The sequence below is a fragment of the Glaesserella parasuis genome, assembly GCF_017352235.1.
Taxonomy (GTDB): Bacteria; Pseudomonadota; Gammaproteobacteria; order Enterobacterales; family Pasteurellaceae; genus Glaesserella; species Glaesserella parasuis.
Window position 1 is genome coordinate 1244316 of the sequence record NZ_CP071487.1, and the last position, 21449, is coordinate 1265764.

Here is a 21449-nt window from a genome sequence, read left to right on the forward strand (position 1 = left end):
TACTACGAGATAAATACACAATGATTAAAGTACTCTTTTTCGCCCAAACCCGTGAATTAGTGGGCGTAGATAGCTTAGAGGTTGAAGCAACCTTCACTACTGCTGAGCAGCTTCGTCAACATTTAGCCGAACGTAGCGACAAATGGGCGTTAGCACTACAAGCAGGGAAATTGTTAGTCGCCATTAATCAAACCATTTCCCCTTTGTCTGCTGAAATTAAAGACGGCGATGAAGTGGCTTTCTTTCCACCAGTAACTGGGGGCTAAATGGAACAAACACTTATTCAAGTTCAACAAGATCCCTTCGATCAAAATGCGATCTATAAATGGTTGAGTGAACAACATTCCGTTGGTGCAACTACCCTTTTTGTCGGCAAAGTGCGTGAAATGAATTTGGGCGATAGCGTGTCAGGTTTATACTTGGAACACTACCCTGCAATGACCGAAAAAGCCTTGCGAGAAATTGTTGATGAAGCAAGAAGCCGTTGGGAACTGCAACGTGTTGCGGTTATTCATCGTATCGGACAGCTTTATACGGGTGATGAAATTGTTTTAGTCGGTGTCAGTTCTGCTCATCGTGGCAACGCCTATCACGCCAATGAATTTATTATGGACTATCTAAAAACCAAAGCTCCATTCTGGAAACGTGAAACCACCGATCACGGCGACCGTTGGATTGAAGGGCGTGAGAGCGATCAGGAAGCGGCGGATAAGTGGTAATAAGCGGTTAGATTTTAGGAAAATTTTGCAAATGAATTTATATATCGATCTCCAACTTGCCTCTGAAAATACAGCAGGCTTACCGACGGAAGCTCAATTTCAACACTGGGTGGATAAAGCGTTAGCAATGGAAGCGAAAACGGCGGATTATCCTGAAACGGAAATCACTATTCGGATTGTTGATGAAGCCGAAAGCCACGAGTTAAATTTAACCTACCGTGGCAAAGACAAACCGACTAACGTACTCTCTTTCCCGTTTGAAATGCCAGAAGGGATTGAGTTACCGCTGTTGGGGGATTTAATTATCTGTCGTCAGGTCGTCGAAAAAGAAGCGGTTGAACAAGAAAAACCGCTCGAAGCTCACTGGGCGCATCTGGCAATTCACGGTACATTACATCTGCTTGGCTACGACCATTTAACCGATGAAGAAGCCGAAGAAATGGAAAGTCTGGAAACGGAAATTATGCAGTCGCTAGGGTTTGATGATCCCTATATTGCGGAAAAAACGATTGAAGAATAATGCGTCATCTAACGGTTATCGATCATCTCCCATCTTCTTTTGAGACTGCCGATGTCGGCGGTATTTTCTTACCTGATTCGCCGACATCTCTCCCCTTCTCCAACGCCAAAACATTACTCGGTCAAGAGTTTCCCTATGCTATTTACGATATGCGAACCGAAGGCGGTGTTTGTCTTAATCTTGACGCATTGGCGATTGTGGCAGGCACTATTCAAGAAGGTGGCACGCTCTATTTGGTCTGTCCAGAATGGGATAATTTAGAGCAACAAGTCGATTTTGATGCGTTACGTTGGAACGCTCAACAGCCGATTGCTACACCGAATTTCTTTCGTTATTTTAAAACGCTGGTCAATGAAATTCTGCCCCCGTTTACGGGGGAAGTACCCTGCGAAGCAGGGGGAAGGGGGGAAATTGTTTTTACCCAAGATCAGCAAAATATCTTCGATAACTTACCGCTTGATCCTGCCGATGTTCATCTTATTCTCGCCTCTCGTGGTCGTGGAAAATCGACATTATCGGGCAAGCTCGCAGAAAAGCTCTCTCAGCAATATACGGTATCCATTACCGCCCGTAGCCATTCAGCCTTACCAAATTTTTGGAAGGGGATTGAAAGTGATAAAGTGCAATTCTTTGCCCCTGATCGTTTAATTCAGATGATCGAACAGCAAAATATCTCACCGAAGCAATGGCTATTTATTGATGAAGCAGCGAGTTTACCTTTGCCGATGTTGCAACAGTTTTGTGCCTATTTTGATAAAGTGGTGCTAACCACAACAACTCAAAATTATGAAGGTACTGGGCGTGGTTTTTGTTTGAAGTTTTTGCCGACATTAAGCCGTTCTACGAAACAGTGGACATTGAGCCAACCGTTGAGGTGGGGGGAGAATGATCCGTTGGAGGCTTTTGTTAATCAATTGTTATTATTAGAATATCAAATCCCCCCTAGCCCCCCTTTTTCAAAGGGGGGAAGTTATTTGGATAAATTAATTAACTTTTATCACCTACTCGCCCAAGCACATTACAAAACAACGCCAACGGATTTGCGTCGTCTGTTTGACGCACCTGATCAACGCTATTTTTATCTTGAAGAGCAGGAAAAGTTGATCGCGGGTTGCTGGGCGGTGAATGAAGGGGGATTAGATGATAAACTCACTCAAGCTATTTGGCGTGGCGAACGCCGTCCGCAAGGGAATTTGGTTGCTCAATATCTCTGTTTTCAAGGCAATTTACCTGATGCTTGCCGTTTGAAGTCTGTGCGAATTTCCCGTATTGCGGTACAGCCTGAATATCAAAAGCAAGGCTATGGCAAGCGGTTGGTTTCGCAGATTATTTCGCAAATGCCACCGCTTGTAGATTTTGTTTCGGTCAGTTTTGGGCTTACTCCTGAATTATTGTATTTTTGGCAATCTTGTGGCTTTAATTTAGTTCAGATTACGCCAACCCCTGAAGCAAGCAGTGGCTATCACAGTGCAATGATGATTTATCCGCTCTCTGTACAAGGGAAAATATTTGCTCAACAAGCAAAGCAACAGTTTGAACGAGATTTTCCGCTGTTGCCTTTTGCGGATACATTGCAAAATACGATTTCAATTTTGCCAGCAAAAGAGCAGTATCTTTTTAATTTTATTGATAAAAAAAATGTGCAAGGTTTTGTTTTTCATCAAAGAACTCTTTCTGCTTGTTATGCAAGCTTAAAACGTCTGTATATTAACCAACCCTCGATTACATTTTTACAAGCAGTGTTTGAAAAACAATCTGAAGATAAAAAAATATCGCAAAAACAATGGGTTAGAAAAATTAAGTGTAAGTTAAAAACAATTTCAGCAATTGGTGAAATGTAATGAAAACGTTTGCAATTTTGTGAGTGTGATCACATTCTTTTTTCCTTTTTTGGAGTAAAATTCCAAGAGTTACTGTGATAGTGACAATTTTATCTCATTCAAAAATCCATATAGGAGCTAATTATGAAAAAAGCGGTACTTAGTACAATCGCATTAGCAGTAGGTTTAGGTGCAATCGCATCAACAGCACAAGCAGCGGATCGCATTGGGGTGACAATCTATAAATATGACGACAACTTTATGTCGTTAATGCGTCAAGAAATTGAAAAAGAAGCGAAAGTAGTGGGTGGTGTTGATTTATTAATGAACGACTCACAGAATGCTCAATCAATTCAAAACGACCAAGTTGATGTATTAATTTCAAAAGGCGTTAAAGCTCTTGCGATCAACTTAGTTGACCCATCAGCAGCTCCAACCATTATCGGTAAAGCAAAACCAGAAGGTATCCCTGTGGTATTCTTTAACAAAGATCCAGGTGATACAGCTATCGGTAGCTACGACAAAGCATTCTACGTTGGAACTAACCCACAAGAGTCAGGCGTAATTCAAGGTGAATTAATTGCGAAACACTGGAAAGCAAACCCAGCGTATGACTTAAACAAAGACGGTAAAATCCAATACGTTATGTTAAAAGGTGAACCAGGTCACCCAGATGCTGAAGCTCGTACTAAATATTCTGTTGAGCAATTAAATAAATTAGGTATCCAAACAGAAGAACTCTTCGTAGATACTGGTATGTGGGACGCAGCGCTTGCAAAAGATAAAGTAGATGCTTGGTTATCTAGCTCAAAAGCAAGCAACATTGAAGTTGTGATTGCAAACAACGATGGTATGGCGATGGGTGCATTAGAAGCAGCTAAAGCACACGGTAAAAAATTACCTATCTTCGGTGTTGATGCGTTACCAGAAGTACTTCAATTAATCCAAAAAGGTGAAATTGCAGGTACTGTATTAAATGACGGTGTAAACCAAGGTAAAGCAGTTGTGCATCTCGCTAAAAACTTAGCCGCAGAGAAAGCACCAACTGAAGGTACTAAATGGGAATTAAAAGAGAAAGTATTACGTATTCCTTATGTTGGCGTAGATAAAGATAACCTTTCTGAATTCTTAAAATAATGATTTGTAGTTTGGGGGAGGGAAACCTCCCCTTATTTTGTGAGGTTGGATATGACAGAAAACACAGAACATCCAGAGAGCCAAGTGCTTCTCCAAATGACCAATGTCAGTAAATCCTTTCCTGGTGTAAAAGCATTAGATAACGCAAACTTGACTGTTCGTTCTCATTCGGTTCACGCTTTAATGGGTGAAAATGGGGCGGGTAAATCAACGTTGCTGAAATGTTTATTTGGTATCTATGCCAAAGATGAAGGCGATATTCTATTTCTAGACAAACCTGTTAATTTTAAAACCTCTAAAGAAGCCTTAGAGAATGGAATTTCAATGGTTCACCAAGAATTAAATCTTGTCCGTCAGCGTAACGTAATGGACAATCTTTGGCTTGGTCGCTACCCATTGAAAGGTATGTTTGTGGATCACGCAAAAATGTATCGAGACACCAAAGCGATTTTTGATGAACTTGATATTGATATTGATCCAAAAGAAAAAGTGGCAAATCTCTCTGTATCACAAATGCAGATGATCGAAATTGCCAAGGCGTTCTCTTATAACGCTAAAATTGTGATTATGGACGAACCAACGTCTTCACTTTCAGAAAAAGAAGTGGAACATCTGTTCAAAATTATTGAAAAACTAAAAAATCGTGGCTGTGGCATTATCTATATTTCTCACAAAATGGACGAAATTTTCAAAATTTGTGATGAAATTACGATCTTGCGTGATGGTAAATGGATCAATACTGTCCCAGTAAAAGAAACGACAATGGACGGCATTGTATCTATGATGGTAGGACGTGAATTAACTCAACGCTTCCCACCAAAAACCAATACACCAAAAGAAGTGATTTTAGAAGTACAACACCTGACTGCCAAAAATCAACCGTCTATCCAAGATGTCAGCTTTGAATTACGCAAAGGGGAAATCTTAGGGATTGCAGGCTTAGTTGGGGCAAAACGTACGGATATTGTCGAAACCATTTTCGGCGTGCGTGAGCGAAAAGAAGGCTCAGTGAAATTACACGGAAAAGAAATGGCAAATCACACCGCTTTAGAAGCCATCAACAACGGCTTTGCACTGGTGACGGAAGAACGCCGTTCAACAGGGATCTATGCGAACTTAAGCATTGAATTTAACTCATTGATTTCTAATATGAAATCCTACTTAGGTTCGTTTGGATTACTCAGCAGTGCTAAAATGAAGAGCGATACCCAATGGGTGATCGATTCCATGAATGTGAAAACACCATCTCATAAAACAAATATCGGATCGTTGTCAGGTGGTAACCAACAAAAAGTAGTTATTGGACGTTGGCTATTAACGCAACCTGAAATTCTTATGCTTGATGAACCTACTCGTGGTATCGACATCGGCGCAAAATATGAGATTTATCAGCTCATTATGCAACTGGCTCAAAAAGATAAAGGCATTATTATGATCTCATCAGAAATGCCTGAATTATTAGGGGTGACAGACCGAATTTTAGTGATGAGCAATGGTAGAGTTGCAGGGATCGTAGAAACAGCTAAAACATCTCAAGAAGAGATTTTACAGCTTTCTGCGAAATATTTATAAAAGAAGGAAGTGAATTATGTCCACACTTACTCAAACTAAATCTTTAGATTTTCTTAAACAAAATGCGATTTATTTTGTATTGCTTGTGTTATTAGTGATCATTATCGCACAAGATCCAAGTTTCTTAAGTTTACGCAACTTTAGTAACATCTTAACCCAATCTTCAGTGCGTTTAATCATTGCACTTGGGGTTGCTGGTTTGCTTGTATCACAAGGTACTGACTTATCCGCAGGTCGCCAAGTTGGTTTAGCCGCTGTGGTTGCTGCAACAATGCTACAAGCAATGGATAATATGAACCGAGTGTTCCCAAATCTAGGCGAAATTCCAATTCCAGTGGTTATTTTAACTGTATGTGCTATCGGTGCTGTCATCGGTTTAGTCAATGGTTTAGTTATCGCCTATCTCAACGTAACGCCGTTTATCGCGACAATGGGAACAATGATCATCGTCTATGGTATCAACTCACTCTACTATGATGCTGTAGGTTCATCACCAATCGCAGGCTTTGACGAAAGTTTCTCAACCTTTGCACAAGGCTTCTTCCAAATCGGTAGCTTTAGATTGTCTTACATTACCATCTATGCGGCGATTGCCTCAATCCTTGTTTGGATTATGTGGAACAAAACTCGCTTTGGTAAAAATATCTTCGCTATCGGTGGTAACCCAGAAGCTGCAAAAGTATCTGGTGTAAACGTTGCTCGTAACTTAGTGGTTATCTATATGATCGCAGGTATTTTCTATGCATTCGGTGGTATGTTAGAAGCTGGCCGTATCGGTAGTGCAACTAACAACTTAGGCTTTATGTACGAGTTAGATGCGATTGCCGCTTGCGTAGTAGGTGGTGTATCTTTCGCTGGAGGTGTAGGTACAGTAATCGGCGTGGTAACAGGAGTACTAATCTTCACCGTTATCAACTACGGCTTAACCTATATTGGTGTAAACCCATACTGGCAGTACATCATCAAAGGTAGTATCATCATCTTTGCAGTTGCAATTGACTCGCTCAAATATGCGAAGAAAAAATAGTCATACATAGATAGGGCTTAAAATCTTTTATAATACAAGGCTTTAAGCTCTTTTTTAAAAATGAATAAAAAGAGTTGGTAATAATTAGAAAAATAATTAAAACCAACTCTTTTGTCTATATGCCAAACACATTTCACAACAATTCGCTGCTAAATAATATCTATATTTTTATAGCAAATATTACCAGCCTTTTACCATCGCACCTTTGAACACTTCGTTCGCTTTATTGAACACTTCTTCAGATTGATAGGCTTTAATAAAATCTTTGACAATTTCCTTATCTTTGTTATCTTCACGAGAAACTATTAAATTCACATAAGGTGAATTTTTATCTTCTACAAAGATGCCATCTTTGGTTGGCGTCAAACCAACTTGACCCGCATAAGTTGTATTAATGATAGAAAATGCTACATCATCAAGGGTACGAGGAAGCAATGGCGCTTCAACTTCTTGAATCTCTAAATTTTTCGGGTTTTCCACAATATCGACACGAGTTGAAAGTAAGTTAGTATTGTCTTTTAACTTAATTAACCCTTGTTTCTCAAGTAGAATTAGTGCTCGACCTAAATTTGTTGGATCGTTTGGTACCGCAATTTTATCGCCTTCTTTAAGTTCATTAATTGACTTAATTTTTTTAGAATAGGCTGCAATCGGATAAACAAATGTATTACCTACTGGTATTAATTTGTAGCCTTTATCTGCGATTTGTTTGTCTAAATACGGCTTGTGTTGGAACGCATTGACATCTAAATCGCCTTTATTTAAGGCTTCGTTTGGTGTTGCGTAATCGGTGAAAATCACTAACTCTAAATCACGGTTATACTTCTCTTTGGCAACTTTAGCTACCACTTCCATGACTTCATGCTCAGGTCCTGAAATTACACCAACTTTTAATACTTCTTTTTTCTCATTACACCCTGTTAAAACCAAGATAGAAACAAAGGTTAATCCTAGCAAGTGTTTGAAATTCATATTATATCCTCTCAATAATAAAAAAGAGTGACTAGTACCTAGACTAAATCACTCTCTTTTATTTAGTTAAATTACCAGCCTTTTACCACGCCATCTTTGAAATGTTTTTGAGCTTCTTGGAACACTTCTTCAGTTTGGTATGCTTTCACGAAGTTTTGTACTGCTTCACTTGCTTGGTTATCTTTACGAGCTACGATTAAGTTCACATAAGGTGATTCTTTATTTTCAACGAAAACACCGTGTTCTGTCGCATTTAAACCAACTTGACCTGCATAAGTGTTATTTACAACCGCTAAATCTACATCATCTAATGCTTTCGCCGCAACAGAAGTATCAACTTCCTGAATTTTTAAGTTTTTTGGATTTTCAACGATGTCTAATGAAGTAGAGAATAAGTTGGTGTTATCTTTTAACTTAATTAAGTCTTGTTTTTCTAATAAAATTAATGCACGAGCAAGGTTACTTGGGTCATTTGGTACAGCAACCGCTGCACCATCTTGTAACTCAGCGACATTTTTGATTTTTTTAGAGTAACCTGCTAATGGATACACGAAAGTATTACCCACGATCACTAAGTTATCTAAACCTTTTGATGCAGAATCTTTATCTAAATAAGGTTTATGTTGGAAAGCATTTGCATCTAAATCACCTTTGCTTACCGCTGTATTTGGTAACGCATAGTCATTGAACAACACAAATTCAACTTCTAAACCATATTTTTCTTTTGCAATTTGAGCTGCTTTTTCAGCAACAGTATGCTCAGGACCAGACATTACACCCACTTTAATTTTTTGTGCTTGTGCTGCTGGAGCAGGTGCTGCCGCTGGTGCTTCTGCTTTTTTCTCTTCTTTACAGCCAGTTAATGCTAAAGCAGAAACCACGGCTAAACCTAATAATTTTTTAAAGTTCATAGGAAAGTCCTCTTAAAAGTTATGTTTGCAAATTAACGATGATCGTAACGTTTTGCGAGATCATCGCCTATTTTTTGGCTAATCATCACAATCGCTACGATAATAACAGTTGCGATCCATTTTACATAGACCATATTACGATGTTCGCCGTAACTGATAGCTAAGTTCCCCAAGCCACCACCACCAACAGCACCAGCCATTGCTGAATAGCCAATTAAAGCGACCAACGTTAGCGTAATGCCATTGATTAAAATCGGCAAAGATTCAGGCAAATAGAATTTAGAAACCACTTGCCAATTTGTTGCCCCCATTGATTTTGCCGCTTCCGTCAAACCACTTGGAATTTCTAAGAGTGCATTTGAGGTTAAACGTGCAAAAAACGGAATAGCAGAAACACTTAATGGCACAATCGCCGCCGTCGTTCCTAGTGTTGTACCAACCAGTAAACGCGTAAAAGGCAATAACACCACAAGTAGAATAATAAAGGGAACTGAACGCCCAATATTGATAATCACATCAAGCACTTGATGTAAACCTTTATGCTCTAAAATTTCTCCTTTGCCTGTTAAAAAAGCAATGAAGCCAATCGGCATACCAACAACAACCGCCAAAGCTGTTGCAGCAAACCCCATATAGAGCGTTTCTAATGTGGACAACGCCACCAATTCCCACATTTTTGGTGTGAGTTCATTGATAAAATCATTCCACATAACCTAATACCTCAACTTTGACATTATTATCAATCAAATAAAATCTTGCCTCTGCAATCGCATCGTGATTACCTTCTACTTCAGCAATCACAAAACCAAACTTCACACCACCCGCATAATCAATCTGCGACATCAAAATACTAAAGTCGATTCCAAATTTCTTCGATGCGTGAGAAAGTAATGGTGCATCAACAGAACGCCCTGTAAATTCAAATTTAATGATCGGCTTACTGGTTGGCGTTTGTGTTTGAGAAAGCTGTTCCATATATTCCTGCGGTAATTCAATATGGAAAGTAGATTGAATAAAACGTTGTGCCAATTCTGTTTTTGGATTGGAAAAAATCTCACTAACCGAACCGCTTTCCACCAAATGCCCTTTCTCAATCACTGCTACACGATCACAAATACGTTTAACCACTTCCATCTCGTGCGTAATCAACAAGATCGTCAAGCCTAAACGTTTATTAATATCTTTCAGCAATTGTAAGATCGACTGCGTTGTTGCAGGATCTAACGCACTGGTTGCTTCATCACACAGCAATACCTGCGGATCATTTGCCAATGCACGAGCAATTGCTACACGCTGTTTTTGACCACCTGAAAGATTGCTCGGATAAGCATCGTGTTTATCCGCCAAACCAACTAACTCTAGCAACTCACTGACTTTTTGCTGAATTTGCTCTTTCGGCGTATGGTTTAACTCTAACGATAACGCCACATTCTCAAACACAGTACGAGAAGAGAGCAAATTAAAATGTTGGAAGATCATACTGATCTTACGACGAGCAAGGTTTAACTCTTTCTCAGAAAGCGTCGTTAAATCTTTACCATCAACAATCACTTGCCCGATAGTTGGACGTTCTAATAAATTTACGCAACGAATGAGCGTACTTTTACCCGCCCCCGAAGCACCGATAACACCATAAATTGCACCTTTGGGCACTTCAAGGCTAACATTATCAAGGGCAGTAATTTTCTTCCCTTTCACCTCAAACTGCTTGCTGATATTTTTCAGCTGAATCATAGTTATCAATCCACACTTTATCAAAAATTAAAATCTAGGCTATTTTAGACGTCTAGATTGCTATGTCAATTCAAAAATGAAATTTTTTATTCAAAAATGGAATATTATGATAGATAGCTTTCCTGAATGCCTTATGGAACTACTGAAATAGATTCACATCAAATCTCTACAACTTCGTCTATTGATTATCCTCGATAAGAAAATTAAATTTTTACAAGCCTTTTCCAACATTCCTGATTATAATAGTCCGAATTTTTTAGTCCTTATTTAGAAGCCCGTGGATATTATTATTAATTTTGCGATTTACCTTCAGTTTTTTATCGGTTTATTCGCTATCGTAAACCCATTCGGAACTTTACCGATCTTTTTTAGTATGACTGCTCATCAGTATGAAGCTGATCGCAATCGTACTAATTTGATCACCTCTGTTTCTGTTGGGGTTATTTTGCTTGTCAGCCTATTTTTTGGAAAAGTGATTTTAGATGCTTTCAGTATTTCCCTGAATTCTTTCCGCGTCGCTGGGGGGATTTTGATTGTGAGCATTGCGATGACGATGATTAGCGGTAAATTGGGCGAACATAAGCAGAATAAGGAAGAAAAAAATGCTGACCTGTCTGAATATGAAAATATCGGGGTTGTGCCTTTAGCAATGCCGATTATGGCTGGACCTGGAGCGATAGGTTCGACCATCGTTTGGGGAACACGTTATCATACTTGGGTAGATCTGGTTGGATTTAGCGTGGCAATCATCTTATTTGCAGGTATCTGTTATATTTTATTCCGCTTCTCAGCCCCTTTGGTGAAACGCCTTGGTAAAACTGGCTCGAATGTCGTTACTCGTATTATGGGCTTAATTCTAATGGCATTAGGTATTGAAATTATTGTTGCTGGATTAAGCAACCTATTTCCTGGATTAACGGCAATTCATTAAAATGGCATTTATTCAACGCATTATGCAATTTATCAAAAAAGGGCTTTTTGTGACCGCTTGTATCGTGGGGTTTGTTGCCTGCGATCCAGAAGAGAATAACGGTTCCGTTAGACCTTTGCCTAATGCAGAACCAACCAATGTTTTAAGCCGTGCAATTTACGCAACCGAGCTACAATTAGACCCTCATTTTGTCAGAATATCTGCTGAGGCTGGGGTTGTTCGAGATCTATTTTTAGGCTTGATGGCGTTTGATCCTAAAGGGCAAATTCAGAATGCTGTGGCAAAAGAGTGGTTTAGTGAAGATGGTAAAAACTGGCTGTTTATTTTAGATGAAAATGCGAAATGGTCGAATGATCAAGCGGTGACTTCCGCAGATTTTGTTGTAAGCTGGCAACGGTTGAGTGACCCTAAAAATGCCTCACCACTAGCACATTATTTAGTCTATATGGGGATTGTTAATAGCCGAGCTGTCTTGGCTGGTGAATTACCCCCTGATGCTTTGGGAGTTAAGGCGTTAAACCCTTACACTTTACAAGTTCAGCTGGAAAAAGCGAATTATCAACTGCCTAAAATGCTGGCTCATTCAGCATTATTGCCAACCTATCTAGGTGAGAAACCAAATTCAACGGATCTCGTTAGTAACGCTAGTTATCGAGTTGAGCATCTTGAAAAAAATCTGTTGCAACTGAAAGCAAGGGATAAAAATACGCCTTTCCAAGTAGTGCAATATCATTTAATTACCTCAGTACAAAATCCAAGCCGTTTCGATATTATTGAAAATCCGTTGGAAAACTATCATCAACACGAAAAACGTTTTGCTCGCTTGTGTAATTACTTTTATGAATTTAACTTCAATGATCCGTTATTTGCTCAGAAGCCAATACGTCAAGCAGTGCGAGCAATGATTTCCCCGATAGAAATCAGCAAAGGCAATGGCATACCTTCACATTTAATGATACCGAAACAACTATTTAGTGAAATGGGACATTCGCTTTCTCATACCAATGTAGAGCAGTTATTAAATGAACAAGGGATCCATTCCGGCAATCCGCTAAAATTAACCTTGAGTTATGATAGACAAGGGCAACATTCACAAATTGCTGAAAGAATAGTAAGAGCATTAGGGCAATCTGAACTATTTAGAGTACAATTACAAGCGGTTAGCTGGGAAGAATTACTTGCAAAACGAGAGCACAAAGATTTCCAACTAATTCGTTCAGGCTGGTGTGCGGATTATCCTGATCCTGTACTCTTTTTAACGCAATTTCATAGCCAAAGCCCTGATAATAAAAGTAGTTATAGCAACGCTAAAGTAGATGAACTGTTGTTACAATTACAAGAACAGCCTTTAGATACAGTTAAAAGGCAAAGAATAATTGCTACAATAGCACATCAATTGGAAGAAGATGTCGCAATCTTACCGCTTTTTCAATATCAACGCCGAATGAGCATTGCTCCAACAATTCAAGGCTTTGATGAACAAAATGCAAGTGAAACTATTTATAGCAAAGATTTAACTCGACAATATCATAAGGATAAGTAAATGAACCAACTTACCGAACAGCAATTAGCTGGCATTAAAAGTGTTTTACAAGGTTTTCAACATTCAACCTTACAAAAAGATTTAATCGCATTAAATGCGTTAAAAAAAGCCGAATTAGGCGCTGGGATTTTACGTCTTGAATTTACGCTACCTTTTGCGTGGAACAGCGGATTTGAACAATTAAAGGCAACAACGGAAGCAAAACTGAAAGAAATCAGTGGTGCAAGCGGTGTGAAATGGGTGTTAAATTACCAAATTGCGACCTTAAAGCGTGCCAATAGTCACCCTGCGGTAAATGGTGTGAAAAACATTATTGCGGTCACATCGGGTAAAGGTGGCGTAGGTAAATCTACCACATCGGTCAATCTTGCGTTAGCTCTTAAAGCACAAGGTGCAAGGGTGGGTATTTTAGATGCGGATATTTATGGCCCTTCAATTCCACATATGTTAGGCGCAGCAAACCAACGCCCTGTATCGCCAGACAATAAACATATTACCCCGATTGAAGCCCACGGTTTATACTCTAATTCTATCGGCTATTTAATGGATCCTGATAACGCAACTATTTGGCGTGGACCAATGGCAAGCAGTGCATTAAGTCAGTTACTCCAAGAAACGTGGTGGCCTGATTTAGACTATTTGGTCATTGATATGCCCCCAGGTACAGGCGATATCCAACTTACCCTTTCACAACAAATTCCAGTAACAGGGGCAGTGGTGGTGACTACGCCACAAGATATTGCGTTGCTTGATGCGATCAAAGGGATCGCAATGTTCCAAAGAGTATCGGTGCCAGTGTTAGGTATTATTGAAAATATGAGCGTTCATATTTGTGCAAATTGCGGACACCACGAAACCATTTTCGGCACAGGTGGTGCAAATAAAGTGGCAGAAAAATACCAAACGCAAGTGTTAGGACAAATGCCATTACATATTCGTTTACGTGAAGATTTAGATAAAGGTACGCCAACGGTGGTAGCAGATCCTAACCACGAAATCAGCCAAGCCTACCTTGATTTAGCCTTAAAAGTTTCGACTGAGCTGTATTGGCAAGGTAGTGTAATCCCATCAGAAATTATGATTCGTGAAGTGAAGTAATCGTGATATCAAAATAGGAGCTTATAACAAAATTTGTTATAAGCTCCTATCATATCTACCACTGATAACCTACCCCCACAGAGCCGCCCATTTCACCACTAGTATTTGCATTACCTTGTAATTTAAGGATCAGCTTGCCGTTATCTGATGCTCTTGAGTAACCCACTGCTAATGCAGATTGACCTTTGAAAGTCCCCGCTGATACCGCAACCATTGATTTACCAGGGATATAAACCTGTGGTAAACCTGCTGCGGCGTTAGAACCTGCAATACCCGCACGCAGAGCTTTATTATTACGGTTGATCTTATTGTGAATATCGCCCATCTGCACCTTGTGCTGAGATATTAAGCTATACAACTGGCTACCATTAATCGCATCGGTACTTTGCTCAGAGATTAAACCAGGTGCAACGTTTTGAATACGACGAGTTTCCATTTTGCCATTACTGTCTACATTACCCACGCTCACCACGCCTTTCACTTCAGTAGCTTTGCCACCTGCGTAAGCGTTATACATACCACCTGTTACTTGGCTTTCTAAAGCACCTGCCCCCGCAGTGGTTGCACCTGCTGCTACATAGCCTGAGTTTGTTCCCAAGAATACCGAGTTGCTGGTTGTGTTTTTCACGTTGTTACCGACAACAAACACATCAGATTGACCTGCATTCACTTGGTTATTATTACCTAATGCATAAGAGCGATCTGCTTTAATTGTATTAGGGTCACCAATAGCACCTGAGTTATTACCACTCACCACATTGCCGGTACCAATCGAAATAGATTGTTTACCTGACGCCACAGCACCGTGACCAATAGCCACGCCTTGCTCTCCAGCTGTAGCCCCGTTACCTAAAGCAACAGAACTCTCCCCTTTCGCGTGAGCCTTGTAACCAACTGCAGTAGAGTATGAACCTGTTGCACGAGAGTCCACTGTATTCGACTTATGGTTAATTTGCTCCTCTGCATTATGACCATCATTGGTGTGGAAGAACCTGATACGATTGGTTAAAACATAAACTTGGCGACCATTCACTGCATCAGTACTATTTGGTGAAATATCACCATCAGCAATACCACTCAGTTTCACACGGGGATCAACTTTCTCTTTATATTTCTGGAGATTGCCATTCTCATCAAGAATAGGTTGTTTAGTCACTGGGTCCCATTTAACAAACTCTTCCTCGACTTTCTCTCCTGCACCAGTAAGGTTGATTGTATTCTTATCACCAGTCATTGTCGCAGTGCCTAAAGTCACAGAATTTAAGTTCGTTAAATCCCTGTTCATTTTCACAACAAGTTTGTTATCTGCCACTTGCGCTTCCACATAAAGGTTATTAGCCGCTGAGTCCTTACCATTCCATTTGCCTTCACCCTCAACGGTTAACTTCGTACCCAATGGACGATGTACAGTGGTATCGGCGTTGTTACCCGTCAAGTCTAAGCCCGCTTGTGCAATGGCTTGTAAATCTTTCACTGTCGCTACATTATTTAACGCATCACCCGTTTGAGCCAATAAGCCGCCTTTACCGTCTTTGTTATCACCAGCAATAGCTTTTTGTGCATCTGTAGCAACTGTGTTTACACACAAAAAAGTTATTCAATTTTGACCCACAGATTCTGTGGATAAGTAGCGTGTAGCGTCCCATTTTTCATTGCGTCTAACCAACGCATTCATAATGGTTAGCAGTTTACGCATACACGCCATAATAGCGACTTTCTTCGCTTTGCCTTTTGCAACCAATCGGGTGTAAAAGGCTTTAAAAACAGGTTCAAAGCGAATTGCCGATAGTGCTGCCATATATAAGGCATTACGAACAATCGCTCGACCACCATAGCAAAAGGATTTTCCTTTCCATTGACCGCTTTCCTGTGGATGCGGAATAACGCCAACGAGTGAGGCAATTCTTTTGCTGCTTAGCTTGCCTAATTCCGGCAGGCTTGACATCATCACGGCGACGCAATTTTTGCCAACGCCTTTGATGTCTGAGATAAGGTCAGCTTTATCACTAAAATGCTTACTTTGGTCGTCGATATCTTTATCAAGTTCGGCGATTAATTTATCAAGCATTTCAATGTGTTGTTGGATATTGTCCAACTGGGTTTCGTGGCTTTGTTGCAAACGATTTAGCTCTGCTACTCGCATATCGACAAGCTGACGACGGCGAACCACAAGGGCTTCCAGCTGTTCTTCTTGCTCAGAAAGCGGAACATACAACTGATGCTCTACTTCGCCTTTAAGCTCACAAGTGAGCCCATAGAAAGCGAGATTAACCGCATCTTTTGCATCGGTTTTGGCTCTCGTTTGAGATTTTGCAAACTCACTGGCTTTCAGTGGATTAGCAATAAATACACGATAACCTGCTCGAGCAAGGGCTTTTGCCACGGGGATTTCTAATCCACCCGTTGCTTCAAGCGTTATCAGAGCCACATTAAACTGGCTTAAATAGTCCAAGGTATGTTGAATACCTTTGGCGTTATTGGTTTCGGTTTTGGTCTTTTTCTGATGGGAAAAACCAATCACGAAATTGCGTTTAGCAACATCAATACCACAATAAATCGGAGCGTTCATCGGTAACCTGCCTTGTATTCGGGTTTATATTTCAACTGTTCGGTTTTGCTGATGAAGTTATCCACGCCTACGCTACAGAACGAGTTTTAGCTCTAGGGACACCCAAGCTGTGGATAACGTTATGGTTTATGTTGCTAGTTTACTATAATTTTAATATACAAGGGGTAAGTGCCGTTTTATTTGATTCAGCATCATCTTTCAAACCTAAACCACTTCCCACATTTTCTCCTTTTGGACCAGCAGGCCCCATTGGACCCGTAGGGCCTTGTGGTCCTGCTGGACCCGCAGGGCCTTGTGGTCCTGCTGGACCCGCAGGGCCTTGTGGTCCTGCTGGACCCGCAGGTCCTTGTGGTCCCGTTGGACCCGCAGGCCCCGTTGGACCCGTAGGTCCTTGTGGTCCTGCTGGACCCGTTGGACCCGCAGGGCCTTGTGACCCTGTTGGACTCGCAGGGCCTTGTGATCCCGTTGGACTCGCAGGTCCTTGTGGTCCCGTTGGCCCCGTAGGTCCTTGTGGTCCCGTTGGACCCGTAGGTCCTTGTGGTCCTGCTGGACCCGTATCACCTTTGTCACCCTTAGGTCCCGTAGGACCCGCAGGGCCAGTTTCACCTTTCTGACCTGCATCTCCTTTTGGACCCGTATCTCCTTTAGGACCCGCAGGGCCTCGTGGTCCTGCTGGACCAGTTGCACCCGCAGGACCTCGAGGGCCCATTGGTCCTGCTTCACCAGGGTCACCCTTATCGCCTTTTGGTCCTGGATCACCATTATCGCCCTTAGGTCCTTTTGGACCTTGTGGTCCTGTTGCTCCAGCTGGACCTGCAGGACCAGTTTTACCTTGTGGTCCAGCTGGACCTACTGGCCCTGCTGGACCAGCTTCACCTTTAGGACCAGCTTCACCTCTAGGCCCTGCTACCCCTGGAGACCCTTGTTCCCCTCTATCACCTTTCTCACCTTTCTCACCATTTTTACCGTCTTTCCCCTTAGTAATAGTATCATGGGTGTTATCCGTATAAGTAATTTTCAAATCACCATTATTTAGGATTTTAGTCTCTTTAATTAACTTACCAATCGTAGAAATCGTAATATTTCCGTTCTTTTGTTCTAATTTAATATTATTTCCTGCAGTAAACTGGATCGTATTTCCATCCTTAATTGTAGCTTCAGTGTTATTCGTTTTAATCTTAAAGGATGACATTTTAGCGTCAATCTGAGCCAGTTGCTTTATAACACCAATATCTAAACCTATAACAAGTTTTTTATTTTTTGCAGTAACAACTGTTTCATTGTCTCTCCCTTCAACGTTTAGTGTTTCCCCTAGCTTAATTGAATCAGTTTGAAGAGCGTGATCTCCTTTAAAAGTAATACCTTTATTTATTTTAGTCTCTAATTCATCAATCTTATCAATTTTGCTTTTAGTCTCATTGGTTAATTTAACCGTAATCGTATCGTTATTAGCATGGGAAGTAAGACCGTTGCCGCCTTTTACCTTGAGCGTACCATCCCACAACCCCACTTTTGGTGTATTATCATTGGTATCACCACCAATTTTCATCGTCAAAGATTTAAGCTGTGCCACGTTTACCGCATCGGTTAATTCTTTACCTGCAGCAACGTTGGTGATTTGGCGTTTGATGAGTTTACTACCTGAGCCTACACCGACAGAAACCGCACCAATATTATTACCATCAACCTTTTGTGTGGATTTAAAGCCGTTAGCTTCAGTGCTTGCTTCCGTTGTGACAGAATGATTTTGTTTTAACCCCTCTACACCGCCAGCTGTACTTGCATTAGAACCATAACCTAATGCCACACCGCCACCCACGGTGACAACGGTATTATTACCAAGTGCGGTTGCTCTAGCAGCACTACCATTTGTTTTGGCTCTTTCACCCACAGCAACAGAGCTCCTACCACCAGCAGAGGCCATATAACCCAAGGCAGTAGCATGATTTTCAGCAGTTGCTTGGCTTCCAACTGCCACTAAGTTTTGACCTGTCACAGCGATATGGGCACCCACAACAACAGAAGATGCCCCTGCTGTTGTCGCAGACTTACCTATCGCAATGGAATCTATCCCAACACCTTTCGAGCCCCAACCAAGAGCAACGGCGTATTTTCCAGTAGCAGTTGCACTACCACCAACCGCAATACCGTACTCATCGGTAGACTTACTATTCGCACCGATAGCAATGCCTTCATCTTTATTTGCAGATGCTAAAGGACCTAAAACAATAGATCCTTCGCCCTTAGCCAAAGAACCACCCCCAATAGCAATAGAGGCTCCACCACTCGCAGTTGTTATTTTTGTTTTTTGGGGTTGGGGTTGGACTTGGGCTGTATCATCAGGTTGATATTTCGTTGTTTTTAAATCATCTCCACCGATTGATATGGAGCCATACCCATCCGCTTTGGCATTTGCCCCGATAACAATAGATTTTGCCTTACTTGCAGTAGCAGAGTGACCTATTACAACTGCTTGTTCAATATTTGCCGCACTGGCTTGTCTGCCTAAGACAACAGATCCCTTTCCCGCTTTTGAAGCACTCCCGATGGCAACTGCTTCCTTCCCATCTATTTTAATATTGTTGCCTACCGCAACAGAGTTTACGTGGTCTTTGTGGTCTCCTGCTTGTGTGTCATAACCTATCGCAATATTATGCCTAGCTTCAGCTTTTGACTTCTGACCGATAGCAATAGCACCATACGAAGCCTTACTCTCTTTACCAATACCAATAGTACCGGCGTCATATCCATTATTCGATGTAGTAGCACCATCTTGAAGATATGCTTGTGCGGTATTTGTTGTGTTAGCAGCAGCTGATGGACTAAAAAATATACCTAGTAATACTAGACTTAAAAGACTTAATTTAAATTTATCTTGCTGTTTATCTAAAAAATAATCTGAGGTGCATACTTGAGCTCTTTTATCCGTGTAAGTGGATGTTTTGGTATGAGACTTTACTAACTCAGACACAACCACCCAAGCCTGTTGAGCATGACTCCAAATAACTCTAAATATTTTATTCATAATAACCTTCTCTACTGTTTTTCCTAATAAAACATCGTAAACCTTTATTTACATTTTCAGGATGTACAAATGCCCCCATCGCCCTCGCTTTCGCTCGGGCACTTCCCCCGCAAGCGGGGGAAGTTAACTCCTTGACAAACCATATATTAGATGGATTGAATATTGTAGGGTGGGTTTTAACCCACCAATAAAATCAATATGTTACGGCTACATGGTGGGTCAAGACCCACCCTACAAGCTAATAAGCATCATAAACCTTTATTTACGTTTTCAGGATGCACAAATGTCCCCGCACGCTATTGTAAAAAAAAAAAAAAAAAACAATGCGTAACACAAAACTAAAGATAAAATAACAGGAATTTTTCGTTTTTTTTTTGAAAAAGATGAGTTAAATATTGATATGATTATACTTACTTTCCTTAAAATACTAACAAGCTGTGTTTCTATACTCTTCTCAAGAAAGGATCAATAAATGACAACACATCTCTCTTTTATTGAGCGTTATCGCCAATTAATTCAAATTCCTACCATAAGTAGCCTGAATGAAAAATATGACATATCCAATAAAGCATTGATTGAGTTATTGGCTTATTGGTTTAGCGATTTAGGATTTAAAACAGAAATCATTGCCATTAACGGCTCTCATCAAAAATATAACTTACTTGCAACTTATGGCGAAGGAGATGGTGGCTTATTACTGGCTGGGCACACAGATACTGTGCCTTATGATGAGGGGCTCTGGAATTTCAATCCTTTTCAGCTTACAGAAAAAGAAGGGAAATTCTACGGATTAGGTACTGCAGATATGAAGGGCTTTTTTGCTTTCGTGGTTGATGTGCTCAATCAAATTGATTTAGCAAAACTTAAAAAGCCATTACGGATTTTAGCTACTGCGGATGAAGAAACAACGATGCTTGGTGCAAGAACCTTTTCACAACATGCACATATTCGCCCAGATTGTGCGATCATTGGAGAACCTACTTCTCTTAAACCTATCCGAGCACATAAAGGCCATCTTGCTCAAACAGTTCAGGTTATTGGTAAATCTGGCCATTCCAGTAATCCTGCCAATGGAATTAATGCTATTGAAATTATGTATGAGGTGGTGGGTAACTTACTTCAACTCAAAAATAGCTTAAAACAAAAATACCATAATGAGTTATTCTGTGTTTCTTATCCTACCCTCAACTTCGGAAATATTCATGGTGGTGATGCCCTAAATCGTATTTGTGCTTGCTGTGAGCTACAACTAGAAGTTCGACCATTACCTAATTTAGCCATCCAAGATGCAGAGGATTTAGTGCAACAATATCTTGCGCCTCTTATTGAGACTTGGGGGGATCGCATTCAAGTTAAAGCCTTACATGCGGGTATTCCTGGCTATGAATGCGAACATTCCGCCCAGATCGTAAAGGTGGTTGAAAAATTATTAGGAGAAGAATGTAAAGCAGTTAATTACTGCACTGAAGCACCTTTTATTCAACAACTCTGCCCAACACTAATTTTAGGCCCTGGGAACATTGAACAGGCTCACCAACCTAACGAATATTTAGATGCAAAATTTATTGAACCCACAAGAGAATTATTAGCAAAATTAATTCACCATTTTTGCTAGGTAAAAAAAGCCCCTGTACGGGGCAACTCTTTTGATCTAATTCTAGGAGGTATGAATTACTGTTTTATAAAAGGAGACAAATAAAACAAGACCAAAAGCAAAAAACTAAAGGAGGAAATCGTTTGGCTCCTCCTGCTGGACTTGAACCAGCGACATACGGATTAACAGTCCGCCGCTCTACCGACTGAACTAAGGAAGAACATAACGCTTGCATAGTAGGGAAAATCTCTGACATCGTCAAATGTCTAAACCAAAC

18 protein-coding genes and 1 tRNA gene are annotated in these 21449 nt (G+C 40.6%); 11 read left to right on the top strand and 8 right to left on the bottom strand.

Translation table 11 applies throughout. The features are described from left to right. Nucleotides 1–20 precede the first annotated feature (20 nt). From moaD to mglC, 7 genes are all read left to right on the top strand, one after another. A complete protein-coding gene (gene moaD / locus J1G47_RS06260; protein WP_010786928.1) occupies nt 21–266 on the top strand; it encodes a molybdopterin synthase sulfur carrier subunit in 246 nt (81 codons plus the stop codon). Then, nucleotides 267–719 (top strand): molybdopterin synthase catalytic subunit MoaE, encoded by a 453-nt coding sequence (gene moaE, locus J1G47_RS06265; RefSeq protein WP_010786927.1) that lies wholly within the window; start codon nt 267–269, stop codon nt 717–719. A gap of 31 nt (nt 720–750) precedes the next feature. After that, nucleotides 751–1239, top strand: a complete 489-nt coding sequence (gene ybeY, locus J1G47_RS06270) for an rRNA maturation RNase YbeY (RefSeq protein WP_160439200.1) — start codon at nt 751–753, stop codon at nt 1237–1239. Beyond that, nucleotides 1239–3080, top strand: a complete 1842-nt coding sequence (locus tag J1G47_RS06275) for a GNAT family N-acetyltransferase (protein ID WP_207326508.1) — start codon at nt 1239–1241, stop codon at nt 3078–3080. The genes ybeY and J1G47_RS06275 overlap by 1 nt, the downstream gene beginning before the upstream one ends. 123 nt (nt 3081–3203) lie before the next feature. Beyond that, nucleotides 3204–4196: a galactose/glucose ABC transporter substrate-binding protein MglB gene (gene mglB / locus J1G47_RS06280; RefSeq protein ID WP_010786924.1), complete on the top strand. Its 993-nt coding sequence runs from the start codon at nt 3204–3206 to the stop codon at nt 4194–4196. A 51-nt stretch (nt 4197–4247) separates the two neighbouring features. Continuing rightward, nucleotides 4248–5768, top strand: a complete 1521-nt coding sequence (mglA, locus tag J1G47_RS06285) for a galactose/methyl galactoside ABC transporter ATP-binding protein MglA (protein ID WP_005712879.1) — start codon at nt 4248–4250, stop codon at nt 5766–5768. A 16-nt stretch (nt 5769–5784) separates the two neighbouring features. Next, nucleotides 5785–6795 (top strand): galactose/methyl galactoside ABC transporter permease MglC, encoded by a 1011-nt coding sequence (gene mglC, locus J1G47_RS06290; protein WP_012621733.1) that lies wholly within the window; start codon nt 5785–5787, stop codon nt 6793–6795. 180 nt (nt 6796–6975) lie between these two features. On the opposite strand, the gene metQ is transcribed toward mglC, so the two are convergent. The 4 genes from metQ to metN all read right to left on the bottom strand — a co-directional run bounded on the left by metQ (nt 6976) and on the right by metN (nt 10412). Beyond that, a complete protein-coding gene (metQ, locus tag J1G47_RS06295; RefSeq protein ID WP_044008980.1) occupies nt 6976–7767 on the bottom strand; it encodes a methionine ABC transporter substrate-binding lipoprotein MetQ in 792 nt (263 codons plus the stop codon). Nucleotides 7768–7838: 71 nt separating this feature from the next. Further along, nucleotides 7839–8678 (bottom strand): MetQ/NlpA family lipoprotein, encoded by an 840-nt coding sequence (locus J1G47_RS06300; RefSeq protein ID WP_160428353.1) that lies wholly within the window; start codon nt 8676–8678, stop codon nt 7839–7841. 32 nt (nt 8679–8710) lie between these two features. Further along, on the bottom strand, nt 8711–9388 hold the full coding sequence (locus J1G47_RS06305) for a methionine ABC transporter permease (RefSeq protein WP_160428354.1): 678 nt from the start codon (nt 9386–9388) through the stop codon (nt 8711–8713). Further along, a complete protein-coding gene (gene metN / locus J1G47_RS06310) occupies nt 9378–10412 on the bottom strand; it encodes a methionine ABC transporter ATP-binding protein MetN (RefSeq protein WP_035496721.1) in 1035 nt (344 codons plus the stop codon). Before metN ends, J1G47_RS06305 begins: the two co-directional genes overlap by 11 nt. Nucleotides 10413–10689: 277 nt before the next feature. Here metN and J1G47_RS06315 point away from each other — a divergent pair, with 277 nt between their 5' ends. From J1G47_RS06315 to apbC, 3 genes are read left to right on the top strand one after another with little or no spacing between them, the layout of a single operon-like run. After that, nucleotides 10690–11343 carry a YchE family NAAT transporter gene (locus tag J1G47_RS06315; RefSeq protein ID WP_005712867.1) on the top strand — a complete coding sequence of 218 codons (654 nt, stop codon included), beginning with the start codon at nt 10690–10692 and terminating at the stop codon, nt 11341–11343. Between the two features lies 1 nt (nt 11344). Continuing rightward, the gene (locus J1G47_RS06320; RefSeq protein ID WP_207326509.1) at nt 11345–12886 is read left to right on the top strand and encodes a peptide ABC transporter substrate-binding protein; all 1542 of its coding nucleotides are present in this window, start codon (nt 11345–11347) and stop codon (nt 12884–12886) included. After that, entirely contained in the window at nt 12887–13984 is a 1098-nt protein-coding gene (gene apbC, locus J1G47_RS06325) for an iron-sulfur cluster carrier protein ApbC (RefSeq protein ID WP_207326510.1), read from the top strand. Between the two features lie 55 nt (nt 13985–14039). On the opposite strand, the gene J1G47_RS06330 is transcribed toward apbC, so the two are convergent. The 3 genes from J1G47_RS06330 to J1G47_RS12040 form a co-directional block, all read right to left on the bottom strand. Beyond that, complete coding sequence (locus tag J1G47_RS06330; RefSeq protein WP_207326511.1) at nt 14040–15572, bottom strand: YadA family autotransporter adhesin; 1533 nt, start codon at nt 15570–15572, stop codon at nt 14040–14042. Nucleotides 15573–15581: 9 nt separating this feature from the next. Beyond that, the gene (locus J1G47_RS06335; protein WP_012621529.1) at nt 15582–16553 is read right to left on the bottom strand and encodes an IS110 family transposase; all 972 of its coding nucleotides are present in this window, start codon (nt 16551–16553) and stop codon (nt 15582–15584) included. A 142-nt stretch (nt 16554–16695) separates the two neighbouring features. Further along, nucleotides 16696–19578 (bottom strand): ESPR-type extended signal peptide-containing protein, encoded by a 2883-nt coding sequence (locus J1G47_RS12040; protein WP_207326512.1) that lies wholly within the window; start codon nt 19576–19578, stop codon nt 16696–16698. A gap of 472 nt (nt 19579–20050) precedes the next feature. Between J1G47_RS12040 and argE the strand changes: the two genes are divergently transcribed. Next, nucleotides 20051–21193, top strand: coding sequence for an acetylornithine deacetylase (gene argE / locus J1G47_RS06345; protein ID WP_176443658.1), 1143 nt, complete (start codon nt 20051–20053; stop codon nt 21191–21193). 123 nt (nt 21194–21316) lie between these two features. Here the strand turns inward: argE and J1G47_RS06350 are convergent. After that, nucleotides 21317–21392, bottom strand: a tRNA-Asn gene (locus tag J1G47_RS06350). Nucleotides 21393–21449 lie beyond the last annotated feature (57 nt).